The sequence below is a fragment of the Enterobacter cloacae complex sp. IR5459 genome, assembly GCF_049238005.1.
GTDB lineage: Bacteria > Pseudomonadota > Gammaproteobacteria > Enterobacterales > Enterobacteriaceae > Enterobacter > Enterobacter hormaechei_C.
This window is the reverse complement of record NZ_JBMKIG010000014.1, coordinates 50,954-76,442: the sequence shown is the minus strand read 5'-3', so window position 1 is coordinate 76,442 and position 25,489 is coordinate 50,954. Positions and strand designations below refer to the sequence as shown.

General features: G+C 52.7%; 23 protein-coding genes. 21 read left to right on the top strand and 2 right to left on the bottom strand.

The window, feature by feature from the left end; all coding sequences use genetic code 11:
* Positions 1-1,060 precede the first annotated feature (1,060 nt).
* From ACOTX4_RS22430 to ACOTX4_RS22335, 20 genes are all read left to right on the top strand, one after another.
* The gene (locus ACOTX4_RS22430; RefSeq protein WP_022649990.1) at positions 1,061-1,411 is read left to right on the top strand and encodes a hypothetical protein; all 351 of its coding nucleotides are present in this window, start codon (positions 1,061-1,063) and stop codon (positions 1,409-1,411) included.
* An 89-nt stretch (positions 1,412-1,500) separates the two neighbouring features.
* Positions 1,501-2,118 (top strand): DotI/IcmL family type IV secretion protein, encoded by a 618-nt coding sequence (locus ACOTX4_RS22425; protein ID WP_247607314.1) that lies wholly within the window; start codon positions 1,501-1,503, stop codon positions 2,116-2,118.
* 10 nt (positions 2,119-2,128) lie between these two features.
* Positions 2,129-3,109 carry a DotH/IcmK family type IV secretion protein gene (locus ACOTX4_RS22420; protein ID WP_137042059.1) on the top strand — a complete coding sequence of 327 codons (981 nt, stop codon included), beginning with the start codon at positions 2,129-2,131 and terminating at the stop codon, positions 3,107-3,109.
* Positions 3,109-4,416 carry a conjugal transfer protein TraO gene (gene traO, locus ACOTX4_RS22415; RefSeq protein ID WP_095427106.1) on the top strand — a complete coding sequence of 436 codons (1,308 nt, stop codon included), beginning with the start codon at positions 3,109-3,111 and terminating at the stop codon, positions 4,414-4,416. Before ACOTX4_RS22420 ends, traO begins: the two co-directional genes overlap by 1 nt.
* The gene (gene traP, locus ACOTX4_RS22410) at positions 4,397-5,170 is read left to right on the top strand and encodes a conjugal transfer protein TraP (RefSeq protein ID WP_123839398.1); all 774 of its coding nucleotides are present in this window, start codon (positions 4,397-4,399) and stop codon (positions 5,168-5,170) included. The genes traO and traP overlap by 20 nt, the downstream gene beginning before the upstream one ends.
* Positions 5,170-5,694 carry a conjugal transfer protein TraQ gene (gene traQ, locus ACOTX4_RS22405; RefSeq protein ID WP_047625719.1) on the top strand — a complete coding sequence of 175 codons (525 nt, stop codon included), beginning with the start codon at positions 5,170-5,172 and terminating at the stop codon, positions 5,692-5,694. Before traP ends, traQ begins: the two co-directional genes overlap by 1 nt.
* Before the next feature lie 33 nt (positions 5,695-5,727).
* Positions 5,728-6,132 carry a DUF6750 family protein gene (locus ACOTX4_RS22400; protein ID WP_095427107.1) on the top strand — a complete coding sequence of 135 codons (405 nt, stop codon included), beginning with the start codon at positions 5,728-5,730 and terminating at the stop codon, positions 6,130-6,132.
* A gap of 183 nt (positions 6,133-6,315) precedes the next feature.
* Positions 6,316-7,041, top strand: a complete 726-nt coding sequence (locus tag ACOTX4_RS22395; RefSeq protein WP_247607310.1) for a conjugal transfer protein TraT — start codon at positions 6,316-6,318, stop codon at positions 7,039-7,041.
* 86 nt (positions 7,042-7,127) lie between these two features.
* Positions 7,128-10,181: an ATP-binding protein gene (locus ACOTX4_RS22390; RefSeq protein WP_137042058.1), complete on the top strand. Its 3,054-nt coding sequence runs from the start codon at positions 7,128-7,130 to the stop codon at positions 10,179-10,181.
* A complete protein-coding gene (locus ACOTX4_RS22385) occupies positions 10,181-10,750 on the top strand; it encodes a conjugal transfer protein TraV (protein WP_170965316.1) in 570 nt (189 codons plus the stop codon). The genes ACOTX4_RS22390 and ACOTX4_RS22385 overlap by 1 nt, the downstream gene beginning before the upstream one ends.
* A gap of 12 nt (positions 10,751-10,762) precedes the next feature.
* Complete coding sequence (gene traW, locus ACOTX4_RS22380; protein WP_137042057.1) at positions 10,763-11,965, top strand: conjugal transfer protein TraW; 1,203 nt, start codon at positions 10,763-10,765, stop codon at positions 11,963-11,965.
* Positions 11,962-12,504, top strand: a complete 543-nt coding sequence (gene traX / locus ACOTX4_RS22375; RefSeq protein ID WP_131657229.1) for a conjugal transfer protein TraX — start codon at positions 11,962-11,964, stop codon at positions 12,502-12,504. The genes traW and traX overlap by 4 nt, the downstream gene beginning before the upstream one ends.
* Before the next feature lie 57 nt (positions 12,505-12,561).
* Positions 12,562-14,724 carry a DotA/TraY family protein gene (locus ACOTX4_RS22370; RefSeq protein WP_045891824.1) on the top strand — a complete coding sequence of 721 codons (2,163 nt, stop codon included), beginning with the start codon at positions 12,562-12,564 and terminating at the stop codon, positions 14,722-14,724.
* 61 nt (positions 14,725-14,785) lie between these two features.
* Complete coding sequence (gene excA / locus ACOTX4_RS22365) at positions 14,786-15,418, top strand: plasmid IncI1-type surface exclusion protein ExcA (protein ID WP_137042056.1); 633 nt, start codon at positions 14,786-14,788, stop codon at positions 15,416-15,418.
* Positions 15,419-15,738: 320 nt separating this feature from the next.
* Positions 15,739-16,947, top strand: a complete 1,209-nt coding sequence (locus ACOTX4_RS22360) for a hypothetical protein (RefSeq protein ID WP_032650374.1) — start codon at positions 15,739-15,741, stop codon at positions 16,945-16,947.
* 52 nt (positions 16,948-16,999) lie between these two features.
* Positions 17,000-18,184 (top strand): thioredoxin fold domain-containing protein, encoded by a 1,185-nt coding sequence (locus ACOTX4_RS22355; RefSeq protein WP_285934791.1) that lies wholly within the window; start codon positions 17,000-17,002, stop codon positions 18,182-18,184.
* A 3-nt stretch (positions 18,185-18,187) separates the two neighbouring features.
* Positions 18,188-20,488, top strand: a complete 2,301-nt coding sequence (gene trbC, locus ACOTX4_RS22350; RefSeq protein WP_137042054.1) for an F-type conjugative transfer protein TrbC — start codon at positions 18,188-18,190, stop codon at positions 20,486-20,488.
* 73 nt (positions 20,489-20,561) lie between these two features.
* Positions 20,562-20,831: a hypothetical protein gene (locus ACOTX4_RS22345; protein ID WP_137042053.1), complete on the top strand. Its 270-nt coding sequence runs from the start codon at positions 20,562-20,564 to the stop codon at positions 20,829-20,831.
* The gene (locus ACOTX4_RS22340) at positions 20,798-21,301 is read left to right on the top strand and encodes a hypothetical protein (RefSeq protein ID WP_137042052.1); all 504 of its coding nucleotides are present in this window, start codon (positions 20,798-20,800) and stop codon (positions 21,299-21,301) included. Before ACOTX4_RS22345 ends, ACOTX4_RS22340 begins: the two co-directional genes overlap by 34 nt.
* A 267-nt stretch (positions 21,302-21,568) precedes the next feature.
* Positions 21,569-21,772 (top strand): hypothetical protein, encoded by a 204-nt coding sequence (locus ACOTX4_RS22335; RefSeq protein ID WP_123839396.1) that lies wholly within the window; start codon positions 21,569-21,571, stop codon positions 21,770-21,772.
* 66 nt (positions 21,773-21,838) lie between these two features.
* Here the strand turns inward: ACOTX4_RS22335 and ACOTX4_RS22330 are convergent, their stop codons facing one another.
* Positions 21,839-24,538: a relaxase/mobilization nuclease domain-containing protein gene (locus ACOTX4_RS22330; protein WP_137042051.1), complete on the bottom strand. Its 2,700-nt coding sequence runs from the start codon at positions 24,536-24,538 to the stop codon at positions 21,839-21,841.
* Between the two features lie 21 nt (positions 24,539-24,559).
* The gene (mobA, locus tag ACOTX4_RS22325) at positions 24,560-24,895 is read right to left on the bottom strand and encodes a plasmid mobilization protein MobA (RefSeq protein WP_045347619.1); all 336 of its coding nucleotides are present in this window, start codon (positions 24,893-24,895) and stop codon (positions 24,560-24,562) included.
* A gap of 230 nt (positions 24,896-25,125) precedes the next feature.
* Between mobA and ACOTX4_RS22320 the strand changes: the two genes are divergently transcribed.
* On the top strand, positions 25,126-25,434 hold the full coding sequence (locus ACOTX4_RS22320; protein WP_180238922.1) for a molybdopterin-guanine dinucleotide biosynthesis protein MobC: 309 nt from the start codon (positions 25,126-25,128) through the stop codon (positions 25,432-25,434).
* Positions 25,435-25,489 lie beyond the last annotated feature (55 nt).

The window sequence follows — 25,489 nt, the reverse complement described above, 5'->3', positions numbered from 1 at the left end:
CCTCAACAGAGCCTGTAGCGCCTAAGCAGGCCGACAGCATCCGGGTCCCTGATATGCCCGCTGAGCCCGCCCCCTCTGCACTGAAACCAGGCCAGAGCGTCACGGCGGTCCTCAAGAACTTTGGTGAAGCGATGTACGAAAATAAAGAGCAAAAGGGCAAGAGCTTCTTTATCGAGCTACAGAACCGCGGTGGAAGTCATACCTACTGGGGGCAGGATTTACGGGAGCTGATCGCGCACCACAAAACCGGCGATGTGGTCACGCTGACGCTCAATTCCCGTGACAGCTGGCAGGTACCTGGTGAGGAAAAAGAGCGCGTAAAAAATAACTGGTCATTGACGTCCGCCTCAACAGGTCTTGCCGTGGCACATGATCGACCGGAGCAGGGACAGCCTCTTCAGGCTTTCCCGGTCGATACGTTTGGCCGCCTCACACAGCAAATCCGACAGGCCTGGCCTGAGTACACCACAGACCTGAAGCTGCCACCTCGCCTGGAAGAGCGTCAGTTTTATCTGGGCGAAGACAGGCATCCTGTAAAGTCACCGGTAGCCGCGGCCAGCATTTCGCCACCGTCCACGGAAGCACCAGACAGGCTGGTACCCGTCATGGCCTCTATGGACACACAGTCAAACCAGTTAGATCTGCTGCTTGTCCAGTCTGCGGGGGAACACCTGCAGGGGATGGTTCGTCTGGATGGCACGCTGTATCCGGCACTGGCCACGCCAACCACAGACAACAGTCAGCTGGTTATTAATGCCATCACCGATGACGGTCCCCGCTTTGTAGGCTACGGACAGGCGGTGAATTTCGAACCCGACGGCACCACCCGTGCCGCACCTCAGCTGATGACGTTCCACCTGAAAGGTCGGGAAGAGGATACACCGCTTCCCGCCCGGCTCTACACACCGGAAAAACAGGCAGATACCTTGTTCCAGCGCCTCGGTTTTGAACAGACCTGGAAACAATGGGATGACGCCCGAAAGCCGGAGGGCAGACAGGAAAAAGCGCTTCATCAGGAACACTCCCACAGCCCCGGCCGCTAAGCCGATAAGGAGAGAGAATGCGATATCACATGCTTAAAGCCGGACTTTTGTCCGGCTTCATGCTTTTTTCTGCCGCCGCTGCGGCGGCAACCTGCCGAGCAGGAAGTGCTGCTGAAGCGGGTAGCCAGGCTGGTTATGAGCGAGCCAGGGCGGCCGCAACAGCCTGGGAACAGCGCGAAAGCAATGTCTCATCCTCCCTGCAGTCCTGTCTGTCCCGTATCAAGAACGTCAAGGTGACCCTGCCGCAATTCCCCGGGCTCGATGAAATCATTTCGCAACTGGAAAATAAGGTCTGCGAAGCGGCCCTGGATAAAGTCAACGAACAGATCCCAGACAACATCGATCCCTGGAAAAACTTCAACTCCTGAAACCTATGACAAAACAGACACAATCAGCCCCCCCAGCAAAGGGGCGGGCCCCCTCCCCTGCGGAGGATCCGCTGAAAAACGCCGTGAACATGATGAAAACGGCAGAAAAACGCCAGAAAATGGCACCAGAGCTGATGAAGAGTAACCTCCTGCTGGGGAGTGGCCTGCTTATCAGCATCATCCTCAATGCTGGCCTGACCTGGGCTCTGATACAACAGCCACGGGATTACTTTGCCACCGACAATGGGCGCCTGGTTCGCCTGGCTCCCACTTCCGAACCAGCATGGAGCCAGGATGATGCCATCGCCTTTGGCAGCAAGGCTCTGATGCGGGCCTTTAACCTGGACTTCGTTCATTATCGTGAACAGGTATCCTCTACAGCATCGCTGTTCTCTGAAGCAGGACACGCCAGTTACATCCAGGCGCTAACCAACTCCAATATCTACGATGCCCTGAAACGCGAGCGTATGAATCTTACCGGCTCCGTAGGGGCTGGTGTCGTCATCCGGCGTGGGCGTCTGTCTGACGGAACCTGGTTCTGGACAATGCAGTATCCGGTACGTTTGCGCCTGGTTGGGCAGACGACCAGCAAGCCTGAACAACCGTTTGTTTTCGAAATTACCATCCAGCGCGTAGATCCACGACAGAAACCCGTCGGGATGGAAATCCGCCAGATGATCTCACGCAACGCTCCCCGCAACCTCTGAGGCTCCCGCCATGAAACTTCGTTATCTCATGACCACACTACTGCTGTGTGGTCCGGCCCTCGTAGCCGCCGCTGACAATACTGGCTGGCAGGATGCCAGGACGCCTGGTGCAGCAACTGCCGCCGCTCCTCAGGCGGCAGAAGCGCAAACAACAGGTGTACCGGCAACCCGGATTAGTGGAGAGCTCCCGCCCCCGGAACAAAGCTCGCCGCTGGTAGATGAGGCAGCAGGTTTAGACTCGCCTCTGTCAGCGGATGAGATACGCGAATTGAGGCTTCGACTGACCGACAACGAGCGTTCTGTAAATGCCCCAATGATAAGCGTGGTTCCGCGTATCAGTTCATTAACCCTCAATCTTTCTCCAGGCGCCAGTATCCCGCTGGTACGCACGGCCATGAATAACCAGAGCGTCGTCACCCTGACGGACATCAGTGGCGTACCGTGGCCACAGTCAGATCCGCCAATTAATGCCAGCCCGAAGAGTTTTGATGTGAAGTTCAATGCTGGAACCAACATGCTGGCCATAACACCCCTGCGCCCGTGGGCGGCGGGGAATATTTCCGTATATCTGAAAGGGCTTGATGTTCCAATCATGATCAATGTGACAAGTGGTGAGACAGACACCCGTACTGCCAGTCAGGAGATCGACAGTCGGCTGGATTTACGCGTCCCGCGTCTGGGTCCTGGCTCAGCAGCCCCGGGCGTACCCGTCGATAAAATCGCACTCCACAGCGCCACGTTGCAGGCTTTTCTGGATGGCACACCACCAGAAGATGCCCGTCGCCTTAAATTCCAGGGCAACGTCCCTGACACTGCGATCTGGCAAAGCGGTGATGATCTGATGGTCCGTTCCCGCGCAATGCTGCGCGACGAGTTTGAACAGACACTCTCTTCAGCGGATGGTACGCATCTCTGGAAACTCCCCGTCACCCCGTTACTGACCTTCTCAGTAAACGGGAAATCCGTTCACGTCACGCCGGAGCTTCAGTAATGAGCGCAGAACAGGATGCCGGTAAGAACGGCAAAAAACTTTTTTCAATAATTGGATTTAGTGCCCTGGTTTTAGTGACCGCGGGTTATCTGGCCATGTCGTGGCTGACACATGACCCTTCAGGAACAGATTCTGCCGTCAACCTTAACGGTACGGCCTCAAGTGCCGTAACCACCACGACGGAGAGCCCGCGTTACCGTGAACTGCTTAAAGCCTCAAACGATTTAGGCGCGCAGGAAGCCGCACGGACCGATTCATCCTTCATCGCCAGTCTCCCGGTCGGCCTTGAAGTCACGGAACCCCCTCCGGATAAGGTGCCAGAAACAAAACCGGTGGACCTGCCACCTCCGCCGCCAGCAGCATCACGCCATGCGGAAAACCCGGCCGGAGAAGAGCAGGCAAACGAAAAGCGACAGGCTCAACTGCAAAAACTGCTTAAGCGGATCAGTGACGCCCAGACTGGCGGCGATGCACCGGTGCTGGCAACTGCCCTGGCAAGTGTTACGCAGACATCGCCAGCGACTGGCACAAGAAACCTGGCAGAGACAAAAACGGAAACAGAGAGTGCACAGGTCTTCATCCACGCACTTACGCGTGCGGCCGGTTATATGGAGACTGCCGTGGATTCAGATAACCCCAACTCAGAGGTTGTTGCGGTTATTCCTGCCGGGCCGCTGGCTGGCGCAAGACTTCACAGTTCGTCAGTAAAACTTGCCGGCAATGGACTGGATATCAGGTTTACCAGTATGAGCTGGAACGGCATGGAGCTGAACGTCAATGCAAGCGCACAGAGCGAGAAAAACCTGATGTCTTCTGTGGCCTCCGATGTTAACCATAGATGGGGAACACACATCGTTCTGCCCGCTGTACTGGGAGGTCTTGGTGATCTTGGTGGGCTGTACAAGGATGCTAACACTCAGGTTATGCAGTCCAGTGTCGGTACCGTCACCGGACGAGTGGGTAAACCTGATGGCAGCACAGTGGCTGGCGTAATGGTTGGCGGCACAGCCCAGACCGGTGCGGAAGTCATCAAACAGGAGATGGCCCGTGAGCCGTTCCGCCAGGTCACCGTGAAGCAGAAAGAAGTTATCTCCATTCTCTTCGTTGACTCGGTTACTTCTGACGACATTGTCAGTAGCAATAAAGCGGCCCGCCCCGCAATCAATAGCACCTTATCAGCACCCGCTGCCGCAGAGCAGCAAACCGAAACCCGCCTGCAGGAAGCCATCGCGCGCCGCCAGGCTGAAATCCGTCGTCAGTATGGCGATACCGTACCCGTGAGGAACAATGATGAACCAGAAAATTGATATGCCTGAAGAAGAAACACTGGAAAGCGAGGATGATTTTGGCGCGCCAGATCCTCGCGAGAAACCGCCCTTCTGGAAGCGAGACCTGCTGTTTGGCTATTCTCTGCCGTGGCTTCTCGGGATAACGCTTCTGGCAGTGGCCAGCCTCTGGTACCTGTTCGGTCCATCACTGTCATTGACGAATAATACGCCGTCTGAAACCAGCTTCAGTGAAGTTGAAAATACACTCGACGGTGCACAGCATAGTACGGTTGAGTCTGTTCCGCAGCAGGCTGTCTCGCCAGCCGCGGCGCAACCGGCGGCACATACGTCCCTGCCAATGGCTCAGGACGACAGGGCGAGCATGATGACGGATATCCGTGACGAACTGAACGATCGTGACCGCAAGATAAATGACTCTCTGACGTCGCTGAAAGACAGCGTTACGCGCCTGTCTGATGCTATCAAAAGGGATGAGGCTTACGCAGTAGAAACGCGTGCACAGCTTAATGAGCTGACACAGAAGCTGGCTGTTCTGGAAACCCGCGTAAGCACCTCTGATGCCTCAAAAACAGCTTCCCGGCCCCAAAAACGGCAGACAACCAGTGCTGTTGCAGGCATGAAAATCATGTCGCTGGAAGCAGGAATGGCGTGGATCAAATGGCAGGGCAGTACCTGGTCAGTCCGGGAGGGGGATACGCTGGGTAAAGTCACTATTCGTCAGATTGATCCTGCCACGCGCTCTGTGGTGACAACCGGAGGAACCCTGCGCTAATGGCACTGGATGCCGTCACGCTAATAGAGAATCTTGCTTCGGGCATCTTCACCGCTGGGCTGGATTTATTGTTCAGCTGGTCCGAGATGATTGGTTTTTTTGGCCTCATCGCACTTCTGACCCGGCAACGTTCCAGTCGAAGCCCATTATCCCCGGGCAAGTTTGCTATTGGCCTTTTTTTCTGCGCCGCGCTGGTATCTCTCCCCTCCATCATTAATGCCAGTGGTGCGCAGCTTGGCTTTGGCGCCACATCTTTTGATGCAATCGCGTATGTGCAACCCGCCACCTACGGCGTTGCTGCCGGGGCTGCAAACGCCGTACTTTCTCTGGTCCGGCTAGCAGGAGTGGGATTTGTCTATGCGGCACTCGATATGTTTCGACGATCAGAGCTTGAGGGGCACACCGCACTCAGTTCAAGTGAAAGCATTCGCGCTGCGACAGTAAAACTGTTTGCAGGGACCGGTATGGTCTTTTCACCTCAGCTCATCGATGCCGCACTTGCCACTCTCGGCCTCTCTTTTTAACACACTTCGTTTTTTATAACCCAAGGAGACACTATGTCACTTTTCCGTGCTATTTCCGCGCGTCTTTATGCCGTCGTTATTTTCTGCCAGCTGACCATGATGCAGTGCCGCGAGCGCATGATTCAGGGGCTGTGTGCTCTGGTCACGTTCCTGTTACCCGGCATGGCCTTCGCTGATGGCGACATTGCCGACATGTTAGGCAGCGCCGCTGATGGTGCCAAAAGAGGTAAAACATCCGGTCTGGAAATCGCCCAGGCAATCGGTGTGTTCATCTTCATCGGTGCCCTGCTGTCCTTCAAAAAAGTGGGCACCAATCCGCAGATCACCGTAGGCCGCTGCTGTGCAGGTCTGGCCATCGGCGCATTACTGGTCGTCGTTCCTGAAATTATGGGACGAACCCAGAAACAGCTCGGTACCAGCTCCGTCAGCATCAGCTAACCACAGGAAAGGGTCGGTGTTTACCGACCCTTTCAGGAGAAAACGATGAGCAAAAAGAAAAAGACACCTGACTGTCCATGGCTACATCCGCTTCCGGTTCCTGATGTTGTCCATTCCACAGCCCCTTTACTTCCTCCCCCCGAGAGCGTTTCGGGAGGGCGGTGTTATTGCTGTAGTGCTGACATGAAACATCTGTTTGTGTTACCGGAATCCCTGCCATTATCCCGACTTGCGGAAGACGCGCAGGATGCCAGGACCCGACTCGTCAGAGCGAAAGACACGCTGGCTCAGCTGGAGTCACGTCCCACCCCGCAGGTACCGGTTGAATATGAGAAACACGCCCGGGCTCTGAAAGCTGCCCAGACCGGGATGCAGCACGCATCACTTGCCGCCCGCCGGATTGCTTTGCGACACATCCCCAAAACACTGCTGACCGACACCAGTCTGCTGTCTGACATCGAACATGCTGAATTAGAACGGCTCACGACACCGTTTCACCTCTGTTACCTATGCCATGCCTGGCATGCCCTCAACGGATTTGCTGCTGCTCAGGGGGTCATGGTCTGGCTACCGGACCTGCACCCACGTAATGTTGTTGCCCTGAACCGAAAAGCCCTGCAGGCTGTCTTCAGCACCAGACCAGGCGAGGTTCGGGAAGGCCGTCGGGTACTGTCGGAACTGACCCGCCATCGTCTTCCTCTGGAAGAACGTTTCGGGGGATGGCGACCAGCTGACTATGCAGATGCGCTTAAACGTTTCCCGCCAGTCATGCGCGATGAAATGCGACAAAAAATGAACGGAGTGGCGTTGATCCTGACACCTGATTCAGTGACGGACAGTGACGTTCTGTCAGGAGCCTCGCAGACAACAATATTATCCTCACAGTCATCTGGTACCACTGTCACGTAAACCTAACGCAAGCCTTATCCCGCAGATGCGCCCACAGAAGCGCCTCGCCCATCAATACACGCCATTCCGGTGGAGTCTTCGCAGCTATGAATATCAACCGCCTTGTCTTCACTATTGAAGACGTTATGAATACCTGTTCCCGTTTCGCCGTCTCTGCTGACTTTGTCGACTACTGCGACATTCGTACGGTGATCGGACTGGACAAACAAGATCTGGAGCTCAGACCCTGGCTGGAAGCGCCTTATATAGGTGTCACCCATCATGGCTATTTCCTTTCTGTATTCGAAATATCCGGGGCATTGCGTGAAATGTCGGAAACAGCCTCAGACGATCATCCGGATGCGTTTGAAGGAATGATCGCGCACCTCGCGTCCACGCTCAGCACCACCTGGAAAAATATCGGCCATAAACTGGCCTTCATTTTCGAACGTGACCCGGAAAAAGGGCGTGACGAAGTCAGCGCCATGATCGCCCCGCAAATGCGTTCAATTCAGCACATCGGCGTCCAGCTGGATGACCTGCTTAATGAGAAGATCAATGTCATTTCTCCGTGGCTTGTTCGTGAGCGCTGCTGGCTTGCCGTCTGGAGCTCTCCGACACTGGTGAGTCATCAGGAACGAACCGATTTTAACGCCACCGTTCGGGCCATTCAGGATAAAGCACCTGTCGCGCGCTTTGGTCAGGAGCCCTGGCGCTGGCAAATGTCTGGTCTGAAGATCCGGCACGATAGCTTTATCACCACTCTTGAAAAAGCACTCGTACGCGGTGGAGACGGCTTGCTTGTCCGCCTGCTTGATGTGCCTGAGTTCTGTAATGAAATTAGACGTGAAACAGCACGCAACAGCACATCGGCCGCATGGCGCCCGGCATTACCGGGGAAGGCTGCGCCAGCGGGTGCGCTTCAGGAGGGCGACGCTACAGCACTGCTAGCTCCCTTCCTGAATCTTCAGGTATTTGGTTGTACGCCAGAAACAGAAGGTAATCTGGTGCATGCAGGGGGGCTGTGGCACGGCATGGTGGCCATAACACTTCCGCCTCAGCATCCCCGCCCCTTCAATGAGCTTGTGAAATTGGTTCCACGTTCCGTTCCCTGGCGCATACGAATCGACATCATGCCTGGCGGGATGAAAGCGCTGGGCTGGAAAAAGACTATTTCATCATTTGGACAATTTATTCCCTCTATTCGCCCACTTTACGACGCTTTCACACAGCTGGCTGCAACGGATGAACGCGATCCGGTCTGCGTGATGACCATTGTGGCGTCCACCTGGGGGCATACCCGGGAAATATGCTCCCGTAATCAGATGCTGCTTGAATCAGCGTTGCAGGGCTGGGGAGTCTGTAACACGACCACCACATTCGGTGATCCTCGCAGGGGATGGGTCAACAGTATGCTGGCCGCGTCAGCGGGCTCCGGCCCTGTTCCGCTTTACCCGCCACTCTCCCATGCGCTATCGATGTTGCCCTTCAACCGACCAGGTACCGTCTGGCGAGGGGAAGGCAACCTGATGCTGCACACGGAAGACGGATGCGCCTGGGAAGTCGGGCTGGGGTCTTCTCGACAGAACAAGCATACCGAACTTGCCCCTGGCGATTCGGGTCTGGGTAAATCGGTACTGATTAATACCCTGACGGAAATACAGGTATCTTCCGCCCAGGTTTCGCTTCCTTATGTGGCTCACATTGATAAAGGATTCAGCGCGATGGGGTTAATCCAGCTGATACGTGACAGTCTGCCAGAAGAGAGAAAGGACGAAGCAGTCGGCATCATACTCAGCAACGACCCGTCTAAGTCACGCAATGTCTTCGACATCCTGTACGGCGCTCGTAAGCCAGTGACACCAGAGAAGCAATTTATCGCGTCCATGTTGACGGCCTTCTGTATCGAACCGGATAAAGGGACCCCGCCTAACCCTACAGATACCCGGCAAATAGTGAATCGCCTGATTGATCTGGCGTATGACATGCGTAGTGGTATTGAGCCAAACATGTTCCGTTCAAACGTAGAGCCAGAAGTGGATGCGGCACTGGAGTCATCCGGTTTGTGGGGTGAGCACGATCCGGAGTGGTGGACCGCGACACCATGGTACGAAGTACGTGACCTCCTGCATGAACGTGGAGAGTTATCTGCAGCTCAGCGGGCACACTACCAGGCGGTACCAGAACTTGCTGATATGCCCGCGCTACTACGCAGTGAGGTTATTCAGGAGACTTTTGGCCGAATACAGCGTAACGGCTCACAGGAGCCCCTGGTGGAGTACATTGAGCGCTGCATGATTCAGGCCCGACAGGACTACCCGATGATGGCCAGTCGGACTCGTTTTGCGCTGAACCCGAACACACGCATTATTGCCGTAGACTTAAACAACGTAGCCGGCGATAAGACCCCGGCAGGCAGACTGAAAACCGGCATCATGTTCCTCTTTGCTGGCCACATCACTGCGGGTGATTTTTTGCTGCCGCAGTATCAGGATGAGGTAATGCAAATACTGCCGGAAGCCTACCTCCCGGGCATTATGCGACGCATCAACCAGCTCGATAGTGAAATGAAAACCAAAATCTATGACGAACTGCACAACGTCAAAGGCATTGATTTCATCTTCGAAGCACTGGATACGCAGGATCGTGAACAACGTAAGTTTGGTATCCGCACGGTGCTGAGTACCCAGTTCCTTACCGACTATCCGAAAAGCCTGCTCGACTCTGCCAACACCCTCTGGCTGCTGCGCTTCCGCCAGGAAGATATTCCACTTTTACGGGACAGTTTTAAGATCCCCGAACACAATCTTCATGCATTCCTGCGTATGCCAGCTGGTCCGGCTGCAGACGGTAGTGGCGTACCGATGCTATGTATGATGCGCACAACCCAGGGGACGCTGGCACGGATTGTCCGGTTTACGCTCGGACCGCTGGAGCTGTGGTCGCTTAACTCAGACAAAAAAGACGGCGCGCTACGCAGAAATCTCTCGGATACGATCGGTACTGCCCGTGCCCGTCAGTTACTGGCGGAGAAGTTCCCTCGCGGATCCGCAAAAAAACTCATTGAGTACAGGGAGCGTAACAGTGGCGCCCGTGGTGATAAGGGCGTCATCGAATTGATGGCAGACGAAATGATAAATGAGCTGGGGTATGACCTTTGATGTGTTCCATCCACCTGACGCCACGCTGTCGCCGCCCGGTAAAGGGCCAGGTCAGTCTTTCCCGCCTGGTGATCGATGCCGACGGCGTGGAGTTCGTCCTGCCGTCTCGGCACTTCCGTACAGACAGTGCAGTGAACTCCCGGGCGGTATACGCGACCGATCGCCGGGCAACGCAAGAGGCCTGTGGCGTGCTTCTTTCACTCAAAGCGCGACCACGCCAGCTGGTCACAACAGCCATCTGGCAGGTCAATGAGCCAGGCGAACCGGTGCGGGAATCGCGTCATGTGGTCCAGTGGTTGCTACCTGAAAATACAGTGGCGGTGTTAACTGATGATACCTGGTTATGGCCGGAGGGGGCAGATACCCCACAACTCAGCCCGGGAGACTGGCCGGTACTGGATATCACCCCTCCAGCTCATGCAAGAATCACGCGTCGTGGGCTGACAATCATAGACACCCGCAGCCGGGAAGGACGTATCAGCAGACGCTTTCAGACCTTCCCTCTGGTCGCCCTCGCCCCCGGCACACAGTCAACCCGCCTTCCCGACGTGTTTACCCCGCTCAAATAAACGGAGAATTTCATGATACAACGTCATCTCCCCGCGCTGGCGCTGGCCATCGCGTCCAGCCTTCCCACTGTTGCCTGTGCTTTAACGGTCAACGTGAACTCCAGCGTTCCGATCACGACTCAGGTTCTGCCTGAGATGGCCACCATTCAGGCAACTCTGGTCGAAATACTACAGATGCAACAGGCAACCGGCACAGCCATCACACAGAACGCCGACAAGCTCGGCGCCCTGATTAATCAGGATGGGCAGGCTACTCGTCAGCAAATGATTTTCAATAATGAAACCCAACGTCTGGAGGAGGCACGGCAGAGTTTTTCGGTACCGGATTCGATCTGTAGTGATTCCGCATCCGGTGTGGCAGCACAAAGTAAAAGTGCATCAGGCAGCGCCGCGTCAAAACTCTCATCAGGCAAAGGTGTTTCCAGTTCAGCGGTGCGGAAGAGGATTTCTACAGCATCGGAAGAACAGGCCCGCGACGCTTATGACGGTGCGAACGTACATGCCGCGTACTGTACGGCAGCAGAATATGAACGCTTTGGCGGAACCGGTATCTGCCCTGCCGTCAGTAATTTGCCCGGAGGTGACAGTCAGGTACGCTCCATCTATGGCGGCGCGGGACCTGAAGGGCAGGCACCGGCACTTTCCTGGTCACAGGAACAGATTGATGCCGCTATGGCCTACATGAAAAACACGGCTCGACCTTCAGCAGGCCGCACGCCAGGCAAAGGTGAAGTCAACACTGTTACCGGTCGTACGTATGTAGGGTTGCTCAACGAGTACAACGGTATCATCGATGCCGCGTCTGAACCTCAGCTCTCGCTGATTGCCGACAGTAAGACCAGTGAAACCACCCGTGATGCCCTGAAAGAAGCACTGCAGTCACCTTCCGCTGCGCAGTATTTTGACAATGTGGCTTCGCCGGAGGCGAAGGCAAAGGGCTACATGAGCCAGCGAGAATTTGAATCGTTTGAGGCCGGACGTCGATATGCCAACACAGCCTATCTCTCCGACCTGCAGCAAATGGACGGGGATAACCTTATGCGCGAACTCATCCGAACTACGGCACAGATGAACTGGCAACTTAACGACATTAAAGAGTTGCTGCGCAAAGGGAACGTGATCGACGGCCAGCTACTCGCCGCCTTTGCCCGCCAGTCCTACGCCCCACGTCTGAAACAACTCGAATCAGCCATGAACCAGGGAGCTGCCAAATGACACTGGAAAAAACAGTCGCACGGAAAAAAGGACTACCTGGACGTATTACCCGGGGACTGCTGAGCATATTTCTGCCATTGCAGGAAACGAAGTGGTATTTGCGGGCTGCCCGGCACATGACCTCACGAAATATTGAGCGAATGCGTGATGCTTTTCCGGAGCTCATTACTGACGACAAACCGCCGGCTTCTCCTGACTGGGAAAAAGCCGTTGCGGAATCAGGTTGTACCCCCGCACAGCTGGATAAGGGGTATGTGAGCCAGCGCAAGCGCTGGCGAGTGCTGTTCTGGCTTATGGCCATACCGGTTCCGCTTGCAGCACTGACACCATTCATTATTGGCGGGAGTATCTCCGCGCACCAGATCAGCACCTGTGTGGTGCTGTTTTCCGGTGCTGGCGTGGCATGGTCAAAAGCGCTAATCGTAACCTACCGACTGTGGCAGTTACGCAACCGTCGCGTAAGTCTTGCTGAAAGAGGCACCTTTCAGCATTTCATGGCGGAAACCCATGCCGTACGAGATGCCATTCTCGGGAAATAGCTGCCCTTCTCTGCCTCCTGCCGACATCCCGGCATTCATGCATTATCCGGAGTTACCGTGAAAAATCTCATTCGTGCGCTTTGTGCAGGGCTGCTTATCTCTGTTACCCCGGCACGCGCAGGTGTCACTTACGATGACATAGTCTCTGCTGCAACCAATGCACAGGACCTCTCCCGACAGGCACTGGTCACTATCTTCGGCGATGTGGTGCTGGACCCTCTCGCCGCCGGCAATACCACGATGATCGGGAATCTGTTTGCTCTGTTTAACGGAATTATCGCCGTCCTTGCCGTCGTCTGGTTTGTATTTATTGGTCTGAAGCACATTAATAAAACGGGGCATCAGGGCAAGGTATTCAGTGGGGATCGCGATATCACCAGCACACTGAGCACAGTGTCAGGATTTTTGATGATTATCCCTACAGCCAATGGCTGGAGCATGTCCCAGCTAATCATCCTCTGGGGCGCGTCGATTATGGGCATAGGTTCTGCCAACCTGATGGTGTCCAAAGCTGCCAGTGATATTGCCAGCGGCTACTCCCTGACTGTCCAGCCCACACAGGCTTCGACCCGCACTTCTGCACGCGGTATTTTTGAGATGCAGCTTTGTAAACATGCCATCAATACTGCGCTGGACGATTACAACAGCACGGCAAGCTCGACCACAGCCAGAATGGCAGGGGTATCCGGTTCTTCTGGAGGGAATTATACCTACCGGGTCACTAATGGCAGCGGTGTGTGCGGCACGGCGACGATACCGGAACAACAGAAATCGGACTCCTCGTCTGGTTCCGGAAGCTTCTTTAACCCCTTCAGTAACCGCGATACACGTGAAGTGGTGGATGCGCAAAACAAAGCTATGGAAGCAATGATCCAGGATATGGACAGCGCGGCCAGCGAGTTTATGGCAGGGTTTATGAATAAACGAACAACCGGCAACGGCACACTCCCGGATATTGAAACCCGCATTCAGAGAGCAGCCAGTACGTACGAACAAACTGTTCAGCGCGCATTACCGGCGCAGAGTGAACAAAATGGCATACAGGATGCTGTCAGGAATTACCTCGACACATATGGCTGGGCGGCTCTCGGTGCCTGGTACCAGACTTTTGCAACGGCCAATCAACGCCTGACAGAAGTTGCCAGTCGCGCGCCTGCAACCAGTGGAATGTCATCTCTTGGGGAAATTGGCAGCGGAGACCTGTTCAATGCGGTAATGAGCGCCTACCGTACGCAATTGCAGAATTCCAGCTTCAGCCCCGCTTTAGGCACTATTGTCTCAAGTGACGAGCAAATGGCTGTCGATGGAAACGATCCAAATAGCGTTTTCATGAAATCTGTTGCGGGGCCAATGCAGAGACTAACCAATTATTTTGCTACATCATTAAGTGGTACAGGGACTGAAAACGGGCAAGTAAACCCCCTCATTAAGATGAAGAATGTAGGGGATTACACGTTGGGAGCGGCAGAAGGCACTCTCACGACTTATACTGCCGTACGCATAATTGCAGCTGCGGGAGAAGGAAGTCTGTTTGGTAAAGCTTTAGACTTATCGACAGGCACTGTCAGCGGTATAAATAAAGGTTTGGATGCGATTTCTCCAGCAGTTTATTTCCTGCTATTACTCATGTTTACTGCCGGATTCACTTTATCAATCTATCTACCGTTTATCCCGTTCATTTTCTGGATGACGGGGATTGGCAACTGGGTAGTTAGTGTGCTGGTAGGCTGTGCAGCAGGGCCTTTGTGGGGAGCAACACATCTGGGAACGTCTCAGGATCGTGGTAGCCGCGCTGCATATGGCTACATTTACTTAATCGACACAATGATCAGACCTACATTGATGGTGTTTGGATTCTTCTTTGCATCAGTAGCAATTATAGCTGTAGGCACAATTTTGCATGCACTATTCGGGGCTGCACTTGCCAACGTTCAGGCAAATTCTTTAACTGGTGTATTTAGCCTAGCTGGTTTTTTAATGATCTATGCCCGTCTGTGCACAGCACTGGTATCAAGTATGTTTGCATTACAGGCATATTTACCTGACTACGTCATTTCGTTCCTTGGCGGTAGAGATGCAGCAAATACTCTTGGAAGCATGGCTGGTTCTGTCAAAGATATGTTCGTAGCCGGTGGGAGGAATATACGGCATACCCCTGGTGTTAATACGAAGGGTATGAATGGTCCTGGTGAAACAAATAATGATGGGATTAAAAGCTGAGAAGTGGACATCTATCCAGTGGTGCTATAATATTGAGTGAAATATCTAAGGAGGGTTGACTGTGAAAGATAGATTCCCTAAGTGGTGGCTTCCATATTATGTAGTCAGAACTCTATTTTTGCGCTTTGGAGTTATTACACTAGTTTTACTTGCCCCGTTATTTACTTTATACGTAGCAAATGGGGATTATGTTATTGGAAGTGACTATGTGTTTCTCTTTAGTCTTTGGTTTATGCTGTTCGCCCCATTCGCCATAAATTACGGCATAGCCAAGAAACGCAAAAAAAAGATCCTTGCTGTTATTGAGAAAATCAAGGAGACAGGGCATTTCAACCCGGAAAGCACTTCTGAGGGCTGGCTCTTCTGGAAAAGTACCTACCTGGGTTTCGACTTTCAGCAAGGAACCTTTTTGTACGTCCGAATCTACCCGGGCAATGTCATGGATGTCATTGGCTTCGATGCTTACAGCCTGACACGTACAGAAGTTGAAGATTCAAAGTTGCGTCTCTTCACAAGGTTCACATCATTGCCGATGATTCCTATCGATACCGGTGCTGCATCCAGTATTGCTAACCATCTGCATGCAATGAACAACAAAGGATACACCTATAACTTCAACTTCCACGATGTCGTGAATAAAAAACGTGCCGAGATTGAATCTCTGACAGGGCTACCTGTTCCCGTTCTTGCCTGAAACACATCCAATACCTTCCAATAAATAGCCGGTTTAATTGCCGGCTATTTTCATTGATTTCATTAACGCAGATCATCGCTCTGAAAATTCACTTTAAAACAGATGATGATAATAAAAACCACAACCCATCTTATTAATGCCCCTCACTAAAACAAAGGAGATCCGTATCAGATCCTCAACAATCTAATATTTGACCAATCAATATAATTCCACCTGCCGTTATCACCAGTAAATACTCTTGCTAACTTTTCGTAAGCTCGGGCTCTGCTGCCCTCTTTTATTCAGTTAGTCTTCATCGTTTTTATTTAGGGAGCTTTTCCATGACATCCGCTCGCGCGGGAACGACTGACCCGCTTGAATTTCTTGGAGCCCTCGCCATCTTGGGCATTATGCTTCTGCTTGTTGCATGGCTGTTCTTGCCTGAGTTTGTGTACTGGTCATGTTTCATTTTGCATACCCTGTGGGGCATGGCTGATTTTGGCCCCTTCCACACCTGGGCCGCACCGCGTTATAACCTGCTGGCCGTCACCGCCAACAATGCCGAAAACATCACTTACGATCAGTGGATCAACGTGATGAAGCAAACGACGGTGATCCTGATGATATTCCTCATTCCCCTGTCTACCGCTTCGCTGTGGAGCTGGTTATGCCATCCTGCACGAAACTGGCAAACACGACGGGTACTCAATATCAGCACGCTGCCCTTCGCTATGGAAACCATTTCTCCTGCAATTGCCCCCATTCTTAATGAGGGGGATTCCAGTCGCCTGTTGCTTGATAAACGTCGTCCAGAAAGACGTCCGGCACAAAGCCCTGAGGGTTTCGCTGAAGAGCATGAACTCATCAGTAATATGCAGCTCGATGTTGCCCGCTGCCGGGCTGTTTTTATGGCCCAGCTGGGGCGTCCACTTAATGGATGGAAAAGTCTCGCTCCTCATGAAAAGGCATTATTCGCAATATTCGGCCTTCAGTTTTTCCTGGACGACCGACCGGCCGCACGTCAATTAATGGATGCCCTGAACCGCTCCTGTCGGATAAAAAGCCGCCGTGATAAGGGAAAATTCTCAGTTCCGGTCTATGCGCTGGCGAGAACCGCTTTTAAGCGCGTCATCCAGAGCGAAGGCGCGAAACAGTGGTTGCGTGAGCACCGTTACGTCAGAAGTGGTCTGGTCTGGCTGTACGCGCATGATTTACGGCTGACACCACCTAACTGGCTATGGCTAAAGGGGGTAGACCGCCCACTCTTCTATGCCCTGCACCGGGCAAACACCACCAAAGGATTTATTGAAGGTGCAGGTATCGTCGCCGTCGCCCGCACCGAGAGCGAGGCTATCCGACTTGGCCTCCCCTGCCCGCAAGCCTGCGTCGATGAAGCCATTGAGGGATTGCGCATCGATATGCTGTCCCTGGGGCTAATCTGGAACGAACCTCAGCCAGACCGCGACCGCAGGCGTCGCATCCGGACCAACTGGTCACTCACGGAAGACGTCATCACTCGCCCGGGTGACGATGACGATCTCATCTTCTGAAATTTCGCTCATTTCTGACGCTAATTATCTTACTGTCTACTGGAGTCTCATTATGTCGCTGGAAAGCACCTACACCACCTTTCGTTGTAACGACACCATTGTGGTTTTACATCAACACGGACATGGTGTTCCTCAGGCCCTGTTCACCTTTCGTGAGCCTCAGCGTATGGCCATCTACGATAAAAAGCTCATCGCTTTTTATCCATATTCAGCAGAAGCCGTGACACTTCTTGATGACCCGATGCACGATGCGGCGGAAGTCTTCAACACCATAGCGCGACACCTCAAAACCCAGAGTAAGGCAATAATGAAACGCCGTATTAAGTCCCTTGCCCTGTTTGTGAGCGGCGCGCTGATAGCATCTTCGTTATGGCTCCTGGGTACGGACAACCATTTCTCACTCAATGTGGGAAACCAGACACTGACTATCCCGGCAGAACCAGGCGCAATCGCACCGGCCCGGCCGCGGCAGACTGTTGCTGTTCAGGAGCCAGCCAACCCGACGGCAGGCAATACAGTCATTCAGGCTGCCCAGGCTGAATCCGACAACATGCAGAATATTATGAAGGAAAGTCATAAATCCTTACCGGCTTCGCCTTCTGAAGCCCTGAAAACAGCACCGGCAGCGGTAACGTCAACCACATCAGTAAAAAAAGAAGCGACGGAACAGCCAGCGCGACAGAAGATGGTGGAAATACTGAAGCGCAGTACCGATCGCGGTCTGTTCACCATCCAGCTCTCAACCGGGCATGAGCGTACGCTGTATGCATTCCTCGATCCTACCTGTGCGGTCTGCAGAAGTATGGAGCCGGCAATCGAACAGCTGGCACAGCGTTACAACGTTGTTGTATTCCCTGTATCAGTCGTGAATGACGGCGGCGATGCTGTAGAGAAGATCATTCCGGTTTTATGCGAGAAGGACCAGACAGCTCGTGCTGTTGCATGGAGTGATCTTTTCCGACCGGACGCAGGTATGCTGGTTCCGGGACAGACAACACCTCCACAGGTGAGCTCAGACTGTTCCGCGTCGGCTCAGGCCGTAGTAGCCGTAAACGATACTGGCTTCCGCACCTTTGGTTTTTCAGGTACGCCGACAGTGCTGACTGACACGGGCATTCGCCTGGCAACGGGCATGCTGACCGCGCCGGATAAAATTGATCACTTCCTGAAAATTACAGATCCAATGTCACCAGAACAGGTCGACCGCTTTGTGAGTTCCCTCAGTATCCAGGAGTAAACCATGAATTATACGCCCGTTAACCAGGCGCTCATGAAGCGCAATGCCTGGAACTCCCCTGTTCTTGAGCTTTTACGCGACCACCTGCTGTATGCCGGCATTATGGCAGGAAGTGTGGTGGCGGGGTTTATCTGGCCACTCGCCATACCGCTTTTGCTTTTGCTGGCCATCGTGGCCAGCATCAGCTTTGGAACACACCGCTGGCGTATGCCCATGCGAATGCCTGTCCACCTGAATAAAGTAGACCCCTCTGAAGACCGGAAGGTACGGCGCAGCCTGTTCAGAAGGTTCCCCTCACTGTTGCAGTATGAAACAACGCAGGAAAGTAAAGGTAAGGGAATATTCTATCTCGGCTACAGGCGAATGAATGATATCGGGCGCGAACTCTGGCTCACCATTGATGACCTGACCCGTCATGTGATGTTCTTTGCCTCGACCGGTGGAGGCAAAACCGAAACCATCTATGCGTGGATGCTCAATTCATTTTGCTGGGGTCGGGGCTTCACCTTTGTTGACGGCAAGGCGCAGAACGACACGGCGCGCACCTGCTACTACCTGGCCCGCCGATTTGGGCGAGAGGATGATGTGGAGTACATCAACTTCATGAATAGCGGCATGTCCCGCAGTGAGATGATCCACAACGGTGATAAAAGTCGGCCACAGTCTCACCAGTGGAACCCCTTCTGCTATAGCACTGAGGCCTTTGTTGCTGAGACGATGCAATCAATGCTGCCGACCAACGTACAGGGGGGAGAATGGCAGTCCAGAGCAATTGCAATGAACAAGGCGCTGGTTTTTGGCACAAAGTTCTATTGCGTCCGTGAAAACAAAACCATGTCGTTGCAGCTGCTGCGCGAGTTTATGCCACTGGAGAAACTGGCAGAGCTTTACTGCCGTGCCATAGACGATCAATGGCCAGAGGAAGCTGTCTCTCCGCTCTATAATTATCTGGTAGACGTACCGGGTTTCGATATGGCCACCGTTCGCCAGCCTTCAGCCTGGACAGAAGAGCCACGCAAGCAGCACAGCTACCTGACTGGGCAGTTTCTGGAAACCTTCAACACATTTACGGAAACGTTCGGTAATATCTTCGCTGAGGATGCCGGTGACATTGATATTCGCGACAGCATTCACAGCGACCGGATACTCCTGGTACTTATCCCGGCAATGAACACCTCTCAGCACACAACCTCTGCACTGGGGAGAATGTTCGTTACCCAGCAGAGCATGATACTGGCCCGGGACCTGGGACATCGTCTGGAAGGGCTAGATTCCGAAGCTCTCGAAATCACCAAATACAAAGGCCCCTTCCCCTACATGAACTATCTCGACGAGGTGGGAGCCTATTATACCGAGCGTATTGCCGTTCAGGCCACACAGGTGCGTTCCCTGGACTTTTCTATCGTCATGATGAGCCAGGACCAGGAGCGCATTGAAAGCCAGACCTCAGCCACAAACGTTGCCACCCTGATGCAAAACGCCGGCACTAAGGTTGCGGGTAAAATCGTAAGTGATGATAAAACGGCAAAGACAATCACTAATGCCGCAGGACAGGAAGCCCGGGCGAACATGGTCAGCCTGCAACGGCGTGACGGTATCATTGGTACCTCCTGGATCGATGGCGACCACATCAATATTCAGATGGAGAACAAAATCAATGTGCAGGATCTGATTAAATTGCAGCCTGGTGAGAACTACACGGTATTTCAGGGTGATCCGGTTCCGGGAGCATCCTTCTACATCGAGCCGCAGGACAAAACGTGCAATGCACCCGTCATTATCAACCGATACATAACGATTAACCCACCGAACCTTAAGCAACTACGTAAACTTGTTCCACGAACAGCGCAGCGCCGTCTTCCGGCTCCGGAGAACGTCAGCAAAATCATTGGTGTTCTGACAGAAAAGCCCTCGCGTCGGCGTAAAGCGGCAAAAGCTGAACCCTGGAAGATAATCGATACCTTTCAGCAGCGTCTGGCCAATCGCCAGGAAGCGCATAATCTGATGACTGAATATGATACGGACCACCGTGGACGGGAAGAAAACCTCTGGGATGAAGCGCTGGAGGTAATCAGAACAACCACTATGGCGGAACGTACAATACGGTACATCACGCTTAATAAGCCTGAATCGGAACCGACGCAAGTAAGCGCTGAAGAAATTCAGCTCGCACCAGATGCGATACTGAGAACGCTGACACTCCCGCAGCCGGCTTATATTCCTCCTTCCAGATATCGAAACGAGCCATTTATCTCCCCGAAACTGCCTGATTCACCACATCCGGATATGGAGTGGCCAGAGTGATAGTTCAAAAAAATTGTCTTGTTTCAGGAACCGCTGCCGATAAACAAAATGATATAGAACAGAAGGAAATGAAATGAAGAAGCTACTATTTGCCGCCCTCCTTGGTTTTTCATGTGTTGCCGCTGCAGCGCCCCAGCCCGTTATCGACACCGATGCCGTGGCGCAGTTGTCTGAAATCCGTAACATCCTCCTCACGAACCAGCAGAAGGTGTACGCCTGCTCCGATGGCGAGAAGCTTTATACCGTCGGGTTGCAGATAAAACATGATGGTTCTGAATACAAATGTGTTTTAAAGAAAGACCATGCTGAATGGGAATTAGTCCCACGCATCGCATTCAACTAAATAAGGCCGCGAAAGCGGCTTTTTTACACCCCTTGTTTAATTCCCGCGCCTCCTGGACAGGGAGGTTATTCCGCCCAGTTCTGCTGGTTGCGGGAGATCGGGCTTGGTATGATGCGAATGTACTCGAAAATCCCTTTCTGAACGTTAGCCTGGAGGAATCAATGTTATCTTTTATTTTAGCGTTCTTTTTACTATGCTTGTTTTTCGCTGGCCTTATTCTCTTTCCATACAACAAAGTAGCTCAGTGGCTAAAAGGAAATATCCACATACGCACCTTCTGCGCTGGTATCGCATTGATTGTGTTCGGTTTCATATTTGATGGTGAACAGGCTCCAGTTAATTCTGCAAATGAAATGAGTGTAATCCTTCCTCAGTATGCATCCGGTATTCATATATTTATTGTTGCCGTCGGTGTTATCTGCTTAGTGGCCTCCTTCTTTATCAGCCGCCTTTTCAGTGATAACGAATAATCCTGCGATCTGGCGCTCGTAATCCTTGCTGGGCGTCAAACTGTTTCCGTTATAATTGCTGGCATTCTGTCAGCTTGAGCTGCGCGGTCATGCTCATAAATGCCTGGCGTAACTTCCTCTCCGGATGCGCAGCCGGTCGCGGAACTGCTGGCATACCCTGTCTGTTACGTAATCCTCTCCCCACATTGGACGTTCAGGTTGTTCTGTCCAGTTCTGCTGGCAGTACGGGAGATTGATAAGTATGATTGATAAAACAGGGGGCAGAGAATGAACATTCCTAAACAGACACTGGTTTTATCTATTGCAGGTTGCTCACTTCAGTTATTCTTTATTTTCGCTTCTTTCATAGGTGCTGATGATAGTTTTGCTGTCTTCTGGACATCATGCGGCTTTGCCTATGTATTGCTTGCGTTCCATGTAGTCACGGGCGTTGTCGCTTGTTATGACATAAAACATCCCCTAAAAGTTTAAAAGGCCGCATTTGCGGCCTTTTTTATTTCTTATCTGCGGGCTAAATTCCATCTGGTCCCCGAATGCTTATAACGGTGAAGGTGGTTTCCAGTTTGGTCCTGACTCATTGCGCACAGCTTCTGTATTACTCCCCTGATACGTCATTTCAGCAAAGCGCATCTCGCTTTCAACACGCACCTGGTCGACCTCCGGTCGCGAGATCTGGTATTCACCTTCATCACGGTGGTTCACATTGTGCCATGCCACCATTTTGGCAAAAGCTGTATTGAACTGTTCATTATTCCCTTCCGGCGCCATCGCGACGCTCGGAGAACGGCTGAAGAGAACCGGCGCGACTTTGACCATATCCCGCTTAAGCGCATCGTAATCGCCACTGTTCCGGAAAATAACCCTGTCGCCATAGTCGGTACAAATATGGCGGCCTGTCTCCGGATCGCGGAACTGGACTCGACCGTTCTTCTTCAGTGAAGCCCGCAGGCCAGGAACACCGGAATACATCGGCGTTCCGCCTGGCTCACAGATAACGACACATCGGTTGTCTGTTGTGGATTTCACCGCATTACCACGACGATCCCTGTAATCCCATCCTCTCAGCTGCGATATCGCAGCTTTGTCACCTTTCACCGCTTCAGCTTCCACCCACTGCCGGTAAGACGGCGGATACCATTTCCCCTGCCCGATAAGCTCAGCTCGTTCAGTCTTCATGGTTTCTTTCAGCGCAATCAGTGCCTGCATGCGCTGAAGCTCTGCAATATGATAATGCAGCTTCCTCACCAGAGGGTCTCGATGTTCGATGCGGATGCGCGCTTTACGCATCCTGCATTCGTCATGAATCGCCTGGTAACGTTCACGGCCATGCAAATCAGGGCGCTGCCAGTTAGCCCGCCAGGCTGCATAACGGGCTTTCAGATCTTCTCGCGCAGCTGCGCGCGCTTCGCGACGCTGACGACGCAATTCAGGATCACGCTTCATACCCGGAATATCGCGGTCGCTCACGGCCAGTTCAGGATTATAACGGCTGACCGGCTTAACACGTTCAAAGATGTCTGACGGCACCGAAACAAACGAACCAGCATGGGGTTCAGAACGTGCAAGCGTCAGATCAGGATGAACGTGGCTGGCCTTTACAGGGGTCTGTTCGTGATTGTAAGCGTCCATCACAACCAGGCCCTGCTGCTCGCGCATCAGCAACAGCCCCTGACGCGCAAGTAGCTCATGACAGCGTTCCCAGGTAAATTCACCACTACCGATCAGCGTCTCAATATCCTGACGGCAGTGTGAAACCGCATAGCCCCAGAGGCTCTCCTTATCAGAGAAAATCTCACGTTTCAGCGCCCCCTGCGGACCCGAACCTGTTCGCAGCTTTCGCCATTCCCGATCGGAAACTGGGGTGGCTTCCAGACCGCCGCCGGTGAACTGTTCCGCAGGGGGAACCTGCTGGAAAATGTCTTTCGGTACCGGCTGCCAGCCTCCTTTATACGAGTCCAGAATAGCCTTCGTTAGCGCAGGCCACACACGTTCCGCCCTGACAGGTGTACGCGTTGAGTCATACCCGTCACAGATAACCAGACGGTCATGCTGTTCTTTCAGATACAGTCCAGACTGTGCCAGAAGCGTATGCACTGACTGTATGGTTCGCTGCGTTGGATCCTGATCAAGTGCAATCAGCGGCGCCCGTAAACGTGCGATCGCATAGTCGGATAAGGATTCTTTCTCTGTCATCCGTTCAGGGCGAGACGGCATAATAATCTTGTCTGGTTCATAGCGGCCGACAGCCGGAACTTGCGTGAAAATGTCCTGTGCAGGAGGAACAAACTCACCCAGTTTACGAATAAGTTTATCGGTATCAAAGGCGTGTCCAAACGCAGAAAGCGTAACGCCAGGACGTTCACGTTCCCAGCCGTCCTTCACTTTTAGCTCGCCGCTCTCCTTTGTCAGGAACAGACCTTCTTTCGCAAATCTCTGATGGAGAGAAGGCCAGTCGGTCACCGGTGACTCCCGTAAACCAGCTATTGCCGTGTCAGCGATATATTCTCTCAGGCTCTGATTACGGCCACGTTTCCAGGCACTTTGACGATCGCGTTCAACAGAAGTACGACGAACAATACGATTATCAGGGGCAATCACATAGCAACCATTGTCAGGTGAAAACCCATGTTTGATCTCCAGTTCACGACAGGCTTTACTCAGTTTTTCCTGGCTGTAAGCAAGACGGTTAAGATAACCAGTCTCTGGATGTACGCGATTTACAGCGATGTGTACGTGGAGGTTATCCGTGTCAGTGTGAACGGCAGCAACGAACTGATGGCCCGCTAAACCGAGACGGGAAAGTGTATGGCTGACCGAATCATAAATCTGTTCAGGACGCGGGCTTTCGTGCGACTGCCAGCTCAGAATATAGTGGAATACAGGATCACTTTTGTTGTGGGCAAACTTCGCTTTACGTGCGGAGAACTCCATTTCTTCAGCTGCACTTTCAATTGATGTGCAATTGTGGAAACAGGTCACACCGTAAAAATTCACCCATTCCCCGCCGTCAGGCATCACGTCAACCAGCGAGATAAACGACTCATCGCGCAGTTTAGTAGCGTAGTCAACCAGACGGGAAAAGCGACTGCTGTGCGGCATTTCTGGCTTTGTTCCGGAAGCTTTCACGGCTTCCATTAAATCATCATCGCGCGGTTCATCACGAACAGAAACGTACGACACCAGGTCCCCAAAGGAGGACTTGCCGTCTTGTCGTTTCGGTGGAATAACCGGGATCATGATGTTGTTCTTCTCTCCGTGCTAATCGTTGCTCATGAGTTTGTTTCTGAGCGTGGTCGACAGTTCTGTTATTGCGACAAGGACCGTGGAGTACTCTTTATCCCCCACTCGTTTTCCTTCAACAAAGAGATGCTTTTGCAGTCTCCCCAGCCTTAAAAGTTCGGTCATAAAGCTGTCGTCGATGAGTGAAATCATCTTTCTGTTCATCGCTGCGTTACGGATATAAGCCGATACGCTTTGCCCCACTGCTTCCGCTTTCTGTTCGATCTCTTCGATTTCATCCGGCGTGAACCTCAGGGTCTTGATTACGGTTTTCTGCCGTTTATCACTTCCCCTTCGGGATGCTTTGTCGCTCATGTGTGCTCCTTACTCGGGTGTCGGGGCGGAGCCCTGACCAGGTGGCATTTGGAATATCGTGCGTGCGCGGTATTACAAATGCACATCCTGTCCCGTCTTTCGAGCCATTATACGCTTCGCTGACTGTTTCGCCTAGTGGCGATTTGACGGCATAGGCAGTGCGGAGCACTGCCACTTTTCAGTGGTCAATGTTATGATTTGGATGACAATATTCTGAAAGAGGCAAGAAGATGAGTAAGAAGGCATTTTATTCAGATGAAGATATCGAGCTGGCAAAAGTTGCTCTGGCTGGATTACCGGATCTGACACCTCAGCGCAAATCACAAAAGGAATTTCTTGATGCAATCCGTGATGACCTGTTAGCACTGGTCAAAACGAAAGGTTACACGGTCTCTGACATTAAAGAGACACTAAAAACAACGGGGTATGAAATCAGTGAGAGAGCACTTCGTGAAATCGTTCGTGATGCTGATAAAAACAAACCAGCCCGTAAAAATCGCAGGCCGATGGCAGGGAATTCGTCATCACCAACGAAATAATTCCTGCATCCTGAAGATGTGATGTACTGATACTTTTCTTACCTGGCTGAAATCT

Bases quoted from the DNA above. Each gene is read 5' to 3' on its own strand.
- ACOTX4_RS22425 (WP_247607314.1), top strand. From the start codon at position 1,501: ATGATGAAAACGGCAGAAAAACGCCAGAAAATGGCACCAGAGCTGATG.
- mobA (WP_045347619.1), bottom strand. From the start codon at position 24,895: ATGAGCGACAAAGCATCCCGAAGGGGAAGTGATAAACGGCAGAAAACC.
- ACOTX4_RS22390 (WP_137042058.1), top strand. From the start codon at position 7,128: ATGAATATCAACCGCCTTGTCTTCACTATTGAAGACGTTATGAATACC.
- trbC (WP_137042054.1), top strand. From the start codon at position 18,188: ATGAATTATACGCCCGTTAACCAGGCGCTCATGAAGCGCAATGCCTGG.
- ACOTX4_RS22395 (WP_247607310.1), top strand. From the start codon at position 6,316: ATGAAACATCTGTTTGTGTTACCGGAATCCCTGCCATTATCCCGACTT.
- traO (WP_095427106.1), top strand. From the start codon at position 3,109: ATGAGCGCAGAACAGGATGCCGGTAAGAACGGCAAAAAACTTTTTTCA.
- ACOTX4_RS22400 (WP_095427107.1), top strand. From the start codon at position 5,728: ATGTCACTTTTCCGTGCTATTTCCGCGCGTCTTTATGCCGTCGTTATT.
- ACOTX4_RS22330 (WP_137042051.1), bottom strand. From the start codon at position 24,538: ATGATCCCGGTTATTCCACCGAAACGACAAGACGGCAAGTCCTCCTTT.
- ACOTX4_RS22340 (WP_137042052.1), top strand. From the start codon at position 20,798: ATGGGAATTAGTCCCACGCATCGCATTCAACTAAATAAGGCCGCGAAA.
- traX (WP_131657229.1), top strand. From the start codon at position 11,962: ATGACACTGGAAAAAACAGTCGCACGGAAAAAAGGACTACCTGGACGT.
- ACOTX4_RS22345 (WP_137042053.1), top strand. From the start codon at position 20,562: ATGAAGAAGCTACTATTTGCCGCCCTCCTTGGTTTTTCATGTGTTGCC.
- ACOTX4_RS22320 (WP_180238922.1), top strand. From the start codon at position 25,126: ATGAGTAAGAAGGCATTTTATTCAGATGAAGATATCGAGCTGGCAAAA.
- ACOTX4_RS22420 (WP_137042059.1), top strand. From the start codon at position 2,129: ATGAAACTTCGTTATCTCATGACCACACTACTGCTGTGTGGTCCGGCC.
- traW (WP_137042057.1), top strand. From the start codon at position 10,763: ATGATACAACGTCATCTCCCCGCGCTGGCGCTGGCCATCGCGTCCAGC.
- ACOTX4_RS22430 (WP_022649990.1), top strand. From the start codon at position 1,061: ATGCGATATCACATGCTTAAAGCCGGACTTTTGTCCGGCTTCATGCTT.
- ACOTX4_RS22355 (WP_285934791.1), top strand. From the start codon at position 17,000: ATGTCGCTGGAAAGCACCTACACCACCTTTCGTTGTAACGACACCATT.
- traP (WP_123839398.1), top strand. From the start codon at position 4,397: ATGATGAACCAGAAAATTGATATGCCTGAAGAAGAAACACTGGAAAGC.
- traQ (WP_047625719.1), top strand. From the start codon at position 5,170: ATGGCACTGGATGCCGTCACGCTAATAGAGAATCTTGCTTCGGGCATC.
- ACOTX4_RS22360 (WP_032650374.1), top strand. From the start codon at position 15,739: ATGACATCCGCTCGCGCGGGAACGACTGACCCGCTTGAATTTCTTGGA.
- ACOTX4_RS22335 (WP_123839396.1), top strand. From the start codon at position 21,569: ATGAACATTCCTAAACAGACACTGGTTTTATCTATTGCAGGTTGCTCA.
- ACOTX4_RS22385 (WP_170965316.1), top strand. From the start codon at position 10,181: ATGTGTTCCATCCACCTGACGCCACGCTGTCGCCGCCCGGTAAAGGGC.